Here is a 10,576-nt window from a genome sequence, read left to right on the forward strand (position 1 = left end):
CAAATAATTGGATAGAAATCTGAAGGTGGAGGATAAACCTGAAAAAGTAGCGGATAGATTGCTGAAAGTGAGGGATAGCCCCGCAAATTAGGGGGATAGCCTTCAAATAATTGGATAGAAATCTGAAAGTGGAGGATAAACCTGAAAAAGTAGCGGATAGCATGCTGAAAGTGAGGGATAGCCCTGCAAATTAGAAGGATAGCCCCGCAAAGTTAAGGGAGAACCAATAAAAAATTGGTTCTCCCTCTCTCTTTCAGTTCGCTTAAACTTTAAACTCGCTCACGAGGTTGCGTAGGCTATCTGCTTGTTGGGCAAGCTCAGTGGCAGCAGCGTTGATTTCCTGCATGGAGGCGGAGCCTTGTGTGGCTGCTGCCGCAGATGTCACAGTGTTGGCCGCGGATTGTTCTGCGTAGGCATTGACATGAATGAAGTCACTTGCCACCGCATTGCTATTTTCAAGCGTTGTTGCAATTTTATCTACCATGGCCGCGATGATTGACGTTGTTTCTTCGGTATGCGATAAAATGTTGGCTAAGGATTGATTTGTTTCGTTTGTTACTTCAACGCCTCGGATGACCGTTGTCACACCCTCATGATTTTGAGCAATAATGGATGTGACCTCATCTTGGATGGATGTGACAATCGATGTGACCTCTTTCGCTGCACTTTGGGATTGCTCTGCCAGTTTGCGAACCTCATCGGCTACGACAGCAAAGCCTCGTCCATGCTCACCAGCCCTTGCCGCTTCAATCGCCGCATTTAAAGCGAGGAGATTCGTTTGCTCAGAAATGGCCGTGATTGTACCAATAATAGAGGTAATATCCGCAGATTTACGACCTAACGCCTCCACAGTAGATGTTGTAGAAGCCATTGTTTCTTCAATGGATTGCATGACGAGTGATGATTGCTCCACAGAGCGGCTACCTTCATCGGCTGCTTGCTGCATGGCGATAGAGGCACGATGGACAGCACTCGCTTGCTCATTTAATTGATGCATTGAATGCTCTAAGTCGCTCATTTTTTGCTGCGCACTATTCATACTGGAAATCGTATTGTCACTATCACTCGCAATATCTGCTGTCGCATCCGCAATATCCTGAATTGTACGCGCATTTTCATCTGCTAAGGACATTAGCTCCTGACTGCTGCTTGATACATGATCCGCCAACTCACTTACGCGTCGAATTAAGTTAGAAATCGACTCAATTAACGTATTTGTCGAGGCTGCAATAATCGAAAATTCATCACGATTACGCACATTTACACGTCTTGTCAAATCGCCTCCTGCTTGTGCAATATCAAGGATAGAGTCATTAATCGCTTGTGTATTACGTTTTAATGATTTAAATAGCATAAAGCCAAAAATTACAATCGCTAAAAAGCCAACGATTGAAATGAGAAAGAATGTAGTGATAGAAATATTTACCTGCTGGTTAAGCTTGTCTAATTTTGTTTTATTGGAATCGTCCATGACAGTATTAATGGTCTCAATGTTTTGATCGATATGTGTTTTCATTGTTTCCCCAGTAGCACCCATCATCAGTTTACGAGCCTGCTCAAGACCGAGCTCATCACGCATTGTCATGACTTTATCTGAATAATCAAGGTAATTTTTATAATATTGCTCGATTGCCTGCATATGACCGAGTTCCACTTGGCGATCTTGAAATTGATCTTTCAAAGCGGCTAGCTTTTTATTAATGGTATCTATTTTTAAATGATAAGAAGTAGAATAAATGCCGTTACCCGTAATTAAATACGATTGCTCTAAATTGGTCAGTCTAGCAATTTCATAGGCAAGTTGATTCACCGTTAGTTGCTCCTGCACATTTTTCTTTGTGAAATCTTCCATTTGGTGCTGCAAGTTTTGTATATTGACATAGGACAATATACCCATAATACCGTTAATTACAATAAGAAGTGCAAACATAATAAGCACTTTACCCCGAATTAAATGGTAAAAACGTTGTCGTTTTTCTTTAATAGGAGGGGGATTTTTCCCAGTTTCCCCTTGTGTAGAAGCTTTCCTCTTCTTAAAAAAGCTAAAAGTAAAGAGAGACGGGCGTTTTTTCGCTGTACCATGGGTTTTTTTAGTCTTTTTCATCGCCATCACCTTCCTATTTTTTAAATAATCGATTTCAATTTTATCTTATTTTGCTAGATTTTTCTATCTTTATTTCTAAAAATTAAAATTTTTCAGATAAAATAACTATGACAAAAGTCAGGATCGACCATGAAAATAGTTCTAAAATCATAAGTGGGTAAAATATAGTAGTAGTGGAATTTATGACGAATGCTATTTTTTTTGATACACTAGCGAAAAGCCAATGCATAAAAAGGGGAATTTGTTCGATGAAGAAAAGTTTTTATTTATATGTCCTAACCTATCGAGGTGGCGATTGGTCTGACCCTAAAGTACGCTTTGCAGAGGAAGTGTTTCATGAGCATAATTTTCCAAAGCAGAGCACAGACTTTAATGAGTTGTCCGACTATATAGAAACCTATGCAACGGAAAACCTAACAATCCAGACCTTTGATACTTTGTGGACACTTTATGAGGAACAAGCATAATTGTACGAAAACTATAAATAATTTTGTAGTTGCTAGACGTCTAGCATTGCGTAAATGACAGAAACACAGTATTATTTATAGTGATAACTGACAGAAAAGAGGGATTGCAGTATGAGTATTCATATTAATGCAAAAAAAGGTGAAATCGCTGACACAATTTTACTTCCAGGAGATCCATTACGTGCAAAATACATTGCGGAAACATTTTTAGAAGATGTAATTTGCTACAACGAAGTACGTAATATGTTCGGATACACTGGTACGTATAAAGGGAAACGTATTTCTGTACAAGGAACTGGTATGGGTGTGCCATCTATTTCAATCTACGCAACAGAATTAATGCAAGAATATGATGTTCAAAAATTAATCCGTGTAGGTACTTGTGGTGCAATTCAAAAAGATGTAAAAGTACGTGACGTGATTTTAGCACAAGGAGCAACATCTGATACACGTATGAACCAAATCATCTGGGGCGGTGCTATCGATTTCGCACCAATCGCTGACTTTGATCTTTTATTAAAAGCATACAATGCAGGTAAAGATGCAGGTCTTAACTTACAAGTAGGGAATATCTTCACAGCAGATTTATTCTACTCAGATGAGCACCAAAACGAAAAATTAGCTCAATACGGCGTACTAGCGGTAGAAATGGAATCAGCAGCTCTTTACACATTAGCGGCAAAATTCGGCCGTAAAGCACTTGCTGTTCTAACAGTAAGTGACCATATCATCACTGGTGAAGTAACGACAGCTGAAGAACGTCAAACAACATTCAATGACATGATCGTGGTCGCTTTAGACGCAGCGATTCAAGACTAAGCTAACTTTAGCCATAATTAACTTTATAAAGAATGCAGGCAACCGACAAAAAACAGCCCATTTTCTAAGATGGGGTGGAAGTAGTCGGTTGCTTTTTTTAGGGGTAATTATAGACAGATTGTTCCAGTTTTGATACCAGTAGGCCCGTTAAATCCTGGGATTGTGGCAATTACCATGTTTGTTGCTATGTCGATGACAGACACCGTATTGTCTACTTGATTTGTTACATAGGCAAAAGTACCATCTGGCAAGATGGTTACTTGGTCTGGAGATGCACCTACAGGAATAGTTGCAATCATCGTATTGGTGGCTGTATTGATGACAGATACGGTATTATTGCCTTTATTCACAATGTAAACAAGCGTTCCATCAGGGGTAATCGCTGTTCCTACAGGTCCTGTACCAACAGGAATGGTAGCCACTACTGTATTGGTAGTGGTATTAATAACCGATACGGAATTGCTATTTTCATTTGTTACATAAGCAAATTGCCCGCTTGGAGTCAAAACAATGGATCTAGGACGAATTCCCACAGGGATTGTAGCAATCACCGTATTGGTTGCAGTATTGATAACAGATACTGAATTAGAATTCTCGTTGGCAACATAAGCAAACGCACTGTTTGGCGTAAAGGCAATACCTTGAGGTTGTAGCCCTACTGGAATAGTGGCTGTTACGGTATTGGTGGCTGTATTAATGACCGATATAGTGTTCGATCCGTGATTGGATACATAAGCAAGTGTTCCATTTGGTGAAATGGCGACACCAAGGGGGTCAATGCCTACAGGAATGGTAGCGATTGGCAAGTTTGTGGCAGTGCTAAAAACCGTTACATTATCCGAGAAGAGCGCTGGAACATAGCCAAAAGCGCCATTAGGTGTAATCGCTACTTCTAACGGAGCAGATCCTACTGGAATGGTAGCGACGATTGTGTTTGTTGCGGTATCGATTACAGAAACTCTATTATCAGGCGTTGCGAGCTGTCCAGCATCTGTCACATAGACTAGATAATGACAACTTGGTGGTATGGGTAAAAATGGCGGCTTACATTTACAACGACAACAAGGACAACAACAGCGACAATGACAATTTGGATTTGACGTAAACTTGAATTTTTGAAAATATTTATGTTCTTTCCCCACACAGGACATCCTTTCAGTCATATATGGCTACTTTATGCGTAAAGAGCTAGGCTTGTTGTACGTTTACCTAGCCATTCTCTTTTACCATTTTTACTTGTTATTGGAATAGTTCTAAACTTCTGAGTACGGTTCTTCTAAAAAATGCAGTATGATGAAACTAAAAAGCATAGGAGACATGAAGATGTTTAGCTTGATTAAAAATGATATAAGATTCATTGAAATTGAATATGATCTTCGTTATAAGGGATCTTCGAAAACATTTTCCTGATTTGACGATAAAAATTAATTTTATTACATTAGCTTTTCAATAGCTTCTTCGTTATCTTCTTCGTTATCTTTTCATTCTTACACTAACTCTTTCAACACTTTTCCACCAATTGTAATTTCTAAGCTTTGCCCCATAATGTTCATAAAAATAACGTGTTTTATTCTATAGCTAAGACTTCGACAAATATAGTTTGGTAGTTCTTTTGATAAAAGCAATGAAAGATTTCCTTCAACAATTGTTTTCCTATCCCTTTTCCGTGATAGTTTTCTAAAAGATAGAGCATTTCTACATAATTGGAATGGGGAAGGGTTTGAATCTCTTTTACTTGCAGATGTGAAGCCAATAATGTCGTCTAATTCATTTTCAGCTACTAGTACATACTACGTTTTGTCGGCAATTTGTTGCGTCCATAATTGCGTTTTTGTTCGTAGGATAATTTACTTTAATATTTTGCTGGCACAATATGCTTATAGGTTGTTCACCAACTATCAACATGTACTTTTCCAATACCTTTCGCATCTTTATAGTTGCCTTTCTAATGATCAAATTTATCACCTCCTATTAAATCTTTATAAACAGAATGATAACATCTTCTATAGTTTATTTACTTAATAAGGTAAAATATGAAATGTATAGGTTTATAGAGGGGGTATATTTTTGAAAAATAAGTATATGTGTACGATTAAAATTAATTTAGAGGGTGGTGATATTCAATTTGATGTGTCAAATGATGAACAACTATTTAGTTTTAGATCTGGTTTAGCCTTTATAGCCATCCCACAATTTTTCTCCACGCTCACCAGTTTTTATCAAGGTAATACAAATGAAGTAAAAATAGATTGTCACGGAAACTATGATTACTATATTTTTTCCAGCTATGGTGAATACATATTAATTGAACATAAAAGTCATTATCCTATCGAAAGAATATTTAATTATCGATTTTCTCTTAAGGGGTATATGGAGGCTATAGATCAAGGCTTCAAGAAATATTTGGAGCAGTTAGAGAATGAAGGAATCTTCCCATTGGAAAATCATGCATTTGCTGATCCTTTAGGAGAAGATGTTTTAAATGCTTTCTATAACTTTTCTTCATTATTAAAAGCTTGAAGAGCAATGAAAAAATTAAAGTATGACCGCTTCAAAATAGAAGCTCTATTTTACAGATAAATTTTAGCAGCCGATTCTTAACCAGACAAGGAGGAGGGTGAACCTTGAAAAAAATAGGTTTACTAATAGTAGCTCTTTTCGTAGTAAGTGGGGTCTTTATTGATAGCAATAAATTATTATACCCTCCTTTGCCAATCGATTCCCTTACACCAAAGGAAGCTATACAAAAATTAAATGCATCCCCCTTTGATTTAGTGGCGCTCTCCAATGATAAGAAGGCAACTTGGTACCTCGCAGCCATTTCAGCTAGGGGCATACAGAAGGTGGACGAGGACATTCAGCAATTGATGGCTAATGAAGGATGGGCATTTCTTGAAAAAGAGGGGAGCGGGTTATTTTTCGAAAAAAATGGGGAACGTTCTATTGTGACAACGGAAATGTGGACGAAGCAGTATGTGCTTGTTCAAATTCAGAAATGAGGTGCTCTATGGAAGTCTGGGATCTCTATGATAAAAATCGCCAAAAAACAAATAAGCGTCATGTACGTGGGACAGCATTAGCAGCTGAAGATTACCATATCGTTGTGCACGTATGGATTCGCAATAACAAGGGAGAATTCCTTTTAACAAGAAGACATCCCAATAAACATTATCCTCATTTATGGGAATGTCCAGGAGTCTCTATAGTAACGGGTGAAAGCAGTTTGGACGGGGCTATTCGTGAGGTGGAAGAGGAAATAGGGATATCATTATTGAAGACTAATGGACAATTAGTAAAGAGTGAACGACGTGATTGTTTCAATGATTTTTATGACGTTTGGTTATTTGAGCAAAGCTTTGAAATTAGTGACACCAAACTTCAGGAGGAGGAAGTGACAGCAGTTCAATGGGTCACAAAGCTAGAGCTTGAAAAGATGCTTCACGCGAATAACGTAGTACCGACACTTCGCTACTTTACGTCCATTTTTAACGATAAGACTACGCCATGTTAGTGTTATGTGTCAGCATAATTCTGATTCTGTAGGTTAACCTATACCTAAATAGGTTAGAGGAGCGGTAAAATGTGACTAAGCGTATTCTTATTGGACTAGCTTTATTTACGTATGTTTCCACTTTTAATTTGGTTTTTGCAAAGGACAGAGATTCGCCACAACCTCTTGAAGAATTTCTTCCTGAAATCGGCTATAAAACAGTAGAAATAGCCGTAAAAGAGTTCGAACACCACTATAATAAAGAGCTGAAGCTACCCCTACGAGTACCGCCAATCAGCTTTACGCATCACTTTGGAAGGTTTAGTGATTTAGAAGGAGAAATGAATGATCAGCTGGAGGTGGTAATGATCAGTGATCAATTGCCACAAAATCATTTCAAAATCAAGGTTCGACCAGTTCAGCATAAAATGTCATTTGAAAAATATAAAACAGATGTATTTAAGTTGAAAAATGGCAGTGAGGCAGCCTATATTGAAAATCCACGAATTGGTTTTCATCTACTTGTATTTGAAAGAGACAATTGGCAATATGTCTTTAGTATTGATCGAGATGTGGCAGATCAAGTAACGGCTGAAGTCCTGATTGATATTGCTAATTCAATTGATTATCCAAAGCAAAAGTATTGCCCCTCTAATTTTTATTCTTACCTTTCAGCTCTTCTCGTAATTTCTTTAGTTCCTCCGTTTGCTCCAAAATAGTATTGTTAACTCGTCTAATCGAATCATATATAGCAAAAATCCCCGCAAAAATAAGAATGATAACTAATAATTCCATCTTGCACCTACTTTCTATTTATACAATGATTGTAACAGGAATTTCTAAATGTTCGAAGAATTAGTTAGGTGGAGATGCTTGTCATGCAGAGATATGTTTATCATATGGTTCCAAGGGAAATGGTGGGTCTTGAGCTTATGCCATTAAATAGGTTAGGGGCAATGTATCCACATTTATATGAACGATATTCGAAAAAATATTTTGATCATCCTGAGAGACCGAAATTATTCATGAAAGAGATTCCTCACTTAAATTGCTTGTGGAATGATGTTGTTCATTTCCTACCAATCCATCCTAGTCATCTATATAAGGCTTTAACAGAGCTTGGTATTGCAACGAGAGAAAGCCTAATGTTTTATCAAATTCCAATCCAAAAACTAGTGGCAAATCGTAATGCGATGTACCTGTATTCCAAGGAACACTATAAAGGGCCAGCAGGGGCAATTGCTGCAGAGGATATAAAACTACTGTCGTTACCTGATTATAGAGAACTAGAACAGCTACCATCAGCAACAGTAGACTATTTCCAAACGGAGAAAGAAAAAGGGAAGAACTTTGGGCTTTTTGCGTATATTCCGCATCTCTTCAGCTTAGGCAATGTCAACGTAGACGAGGCGAAAATTATTTCATGGAATCCACATAATCCTAGTATGAATACTAATTGAAGTGGGAAAAAAATAGGGTTTGCTGAGTAGCTGGCTACCCTTTTTTGTTGCAAATTGAATAGCGGTGGAAAAGTAATACATCCCTCTTCTGGAAAACTTATTAAACCTTCATAATTAATCATAAAAGGATTCTTTCAATGGAGCAAACACGCCTTCTTTCTCCAGCTCATTAGCTATTGTTCCTAGTAAACTTTTGAAAAACGAGTTGAAGCAAATAGACAATCAATCGAAAAATAAGTAGATAGAAAAAGGCCTCAATGAAGCTTGTAGCAATTATTATTACATAACGACCGAAATCTTCTAACTCATGAAAAGTATATGTTTGTATGTGCCAATCAAAAAATAATGCTTTGTAACTCGTCCCCAAAAAGATAGGGATGAAAAGTAACCAATAAAAGCGAGGTAAACTAAATTTATAGCCTTTCACCAGCAAGGTACACCCTCCTCAATTTTAAAGCCATCATAACATAAAAGAAAATATTTTAGTATATTATGGAAATATTTAGTGATAATACGAATACGTTATTTACAATTATAGTAATTTAAAGGTATTATTAGTAAGTTGAGACGATGTCCAGAAAGGTAGAAGTCCATGAAAATGATCCATTCAAGCAAGATACATCCCGAAGTGAAAACATTATTATCCTATGCTACTTCCGAAAAGAAAGTGGATAGGGAATATCCATTGTATATCGAAAATCCTGAAAGAGTGTTGTATGGCTATACCATCGAGCAAGATTTAGTCGGTTGTATAGGAATCGTTAAAGGAGAGGCAAATCGCTGTGAAATTAAACATATTGCCGTATCGCCCGTTTTTCGTGGAAAGGGCATTGGACGTGAGATGATTCGGTATGTAGAAGAACATCATGCTTTTTCTTCCATTTATGCAGAAACAGATCAAGAAGCCGTCCTCTTTTATAAAAATCTCGGCTTTCACATTACAAGTTTAGGAGAAAAATACCCTGGAGTGGAGCGTTTTGGCTGTCTATTAACCTGCACTATCTAATGGTCAATTCGTTGTACTGTCGATAAACGTCCACTTATATGCTTTTTACGCCCTGTTATTTGTCTGTGTTAAAAGATCGGAGATTTGAATGGTACGCTAACATAGAAAGGAGCTATAAAAATGAAACAAAAATTGTGGTGGATTGTATGTGGCTTGGCATTGTTCATAGCAGGCTATTCGGTTGTTCAATATTTACTATTCGATGCACGGCAGGCGGGATTTGTTCAATTAAAGCTTATGCTTAGTGCAACATTGCATTCATTTTGGTATATCATGCTCTATATACATATTGTATTCGGTATATTAGCCCTCGTCATCGGTCCTTTTACGTTGTCATCAAAGTTACGAGAGAAAAATGTGAAACGCCATAGACTACTAGGCAATATCTATATGGTTAGTATTTTGTTTGGTGGCTTGGCTGGACTTTATTTAGCGCTGAACGCAACAGGGGGATGGGTGGCACAGCTAGGCTTTGCTTTATTAGCCATAGGGTGGCTCTTCACCATGTTTCAAGCGCTGGTCCATATTAAAAAAAGAAATATCCAAGGCCATCAGAAATGGATGCTAAGAAATTATGCTTTAACCTTCGCAGCTGTCACATTGCGAATTTGGCTCCCTTTGTTTACGGTAGTATTTGGCTTTAATAATTTTGAGTATAGTTATGCCTCTATCGCTTGGCTATGCTGGGTGCCAAATTTAATCGTGATGGAATGGTATATCCAGCAGAAACTACCTAAATTTGCAGCTTACCGAGAAATGGCAAAGACAAATGAATAAGGTTGAAACATATTATTGAGCATTGGGTTCTATATGACCTAATGTTCTTTTTATTTTAAGATACATAGTTAATTCATTCTAATATTCTAGGTACATTAATTATCTCAATAAGTAGACTTTTGAATATGATAAAAAGGGACAGGAGGTGAAGTCGCATTGAGGTTTAGTTACAATCGTAATTTTGATAATTTTAAATGTGATGCAAAATGTAATTATCCAATGAAATATAAATGTAATGAATTTGGGTGTAATGGCTACCCATATGTTTATGGTATTGAGGATCCAATCGGTGTAACAGGAGCAACAGGAGCAACAGGAGCAACAGGAGCAACAGGAGCACAAGGTCCCCCAGGAGCACCAGGACCTCAAGGAGTAGCAGGAGTAACGGGAGCACCAGGTCCGCAGGGAGAAATAGGACCTCAGGGAGTAACTGGAGTAACGGGGACAACGGGT

12 protein-coding genes and 1 pseudogene are annotated in these 10,576 nt (G+C 37.7%); 10 read left to right on the forward strand and 3 right to left on the reverse strand.

What is annotated here, in order from left to right; all coding sequences use genetic code 11:
• Positions 1-262: 262 nt before the first annotated feature.
• Positions 263-2,104, reverse strand: coding sequence for a methyl-accepting chemotaxis protein (locus B3D98_RS04655; RefSeq protein ID WP_288581045.1), 1,842 nt, complete (start codon positions 2,102-2,104; stop codon positions 263-265).
• 248 nt (positions 2,105-2,352) lie between these two features.
• Between B3D98_RS04655 and B3D98_RS04660 the strand changes: the two genes are divergently transcribed.
• Positions 2,353-2,571: a YozE family protein gene (locus B3D98_RS04660; RefSeq protein WP_048395688.1), complete on the forward strand. Its 219-nt coding sequence runs from the start codon at positions 2,353-2,355 to the stop codon at positions 2,569-2,571.
• A 111-nt stretch (positions 2,572-2,682) separates the two neighbouring features.
• Positions 2,683-3,390 carry a purine-nucleoside phosphorylase gene (deoD, locus tag B3D98_RS04665; protein WP_048395686.1) on the forward strand — a complete coding sequence of 236 codons (708 nt, stop codon included), beginning with the start codon at positions 2,683-2,685 and terminating at the stop codon, positions 3,388-3,390.
• A gap of 107 nt (positions 3,391-3,497) precedes the next feature.
• On the opposite strand, the gene B3D98_RS04670 is transcribed toward deoD, so the two are convergent.
• Entirely contained in the window at positions 3,498-4,532 is a 1,035-nt protein-coding gene (locus B3D98_RS04670; protein ID WP_312143628.1) for a beta-propeller fold lactonase family protein, read from the reverse strand.
• Between the two features lie 425 nt (positions 4,533-4,957).
• Positions 4,958-5,083 (reverse strand): GNAT family N-acetyltransferase, encoded by a 126-nt coding sequence (locus tag B3D98_RS04675; protein ID WP_244205730.1) that lies wholly within the window; start codon positions 5,081-5,083, stop codon positions 4,958-4,960.
• A 374-nt stretch (positions 5,084-5,457) separates the two neighbouring features.
• Between B3D98_RS04675 and B3D98_RS04680 the strand changes: the two genes are divergently transcribed.
• From B3D98_RS04680 to B3D98_RS04715, 8 genes and pseudogenes are all read left to right on the forward strand, one after another.
• Entirely contained in the window at positions 5,458-5,910 is a 453-nt protein-coding gene (locus tag B3D98_RS04680) for a hypothetical protein (RefSeq protein WP_288581051.1), read from the forward strand.
• Positions 5,911-6,014: 104 nt separating this feature from the next.
• Positions 6,015-6,389, forward strand: coding sequence for a hypothetical protein (locus tag B3D98_RS04685; protein ID WP_269898523.1), 375 nt, complete (start codon positions 6,015-6,017; stop codon positions 6,387-6,389).
• Positions 6,390-6,397: 8 nt separating this feature from the next.
• Positions 6,398-6,901, forward strand: coding sequence for an NUDIX hydrolase (locus tag B3D98_RS04690; protein WP_115674437.1), 504 nt, complete (start codon positions 6,398-6,400; stop codon positions 6,899-6,901).
• Between the two features lie 71 nt (positions 6,902-6,972).
• Entirely contained in the window at positions 6,973-7,599 is a 627-nt protein-coding gene (locus B3D98_RS04695) for a hypothetical protein (protein ID WP_288581056.1), read from the forward strand.
• 159 nt (positions 7,600-7,758) lie between these two features.
• Entirely contained in the window at positions 7,759-8,340 is a 582-nt protein-coding gene (locus B3D98_RS04700) for a group-specific protein (protein ID WP_288581058.1), read from the forward strand.
• 592 nt (positions 8,341-8,932) lie between these two features.
• Positions 8,933-9,346, forward strand: coding sequence for a GNAT family N-acetyltransferase (locus B3D98_RS04705; protein WP_288581061.1), 414 nt, complete (start codon positions 8,933-8,935; stop codon positions 9,344-9,346).
• Between the two features lie 120 nt (positions 9,347-9,466).
• On the forward strand, positions 9,467-10,123 hold the full coding sequence (locus tag B3D98_RS04710; protein WP_288581064.1) for a DUF2306 domain-containing protein: 657 nt from the start codon (positions 9,467-9,469) through the stop codon (positions 10,121-10,123).
• Positions 10,124-10,279: 156 nt separating this feature from the next.
• Positions 10,280-10,576, forward strand: a pseudogene (locus B3D98_RS04715) (hypothetical protein); the annotation flags it as partial.

It is taken from the genome of Lysinibacillus sp. UBA5994, from assembly GCF_002429725.1.
In the GTDB taxonomy this organism is placed as follows: domain Bacteria; phylum Bacillota; class Bacilli; order Bacillales_A; family Planococcaceae; genus Lysinibacillus; species Lysinibacillus capsici.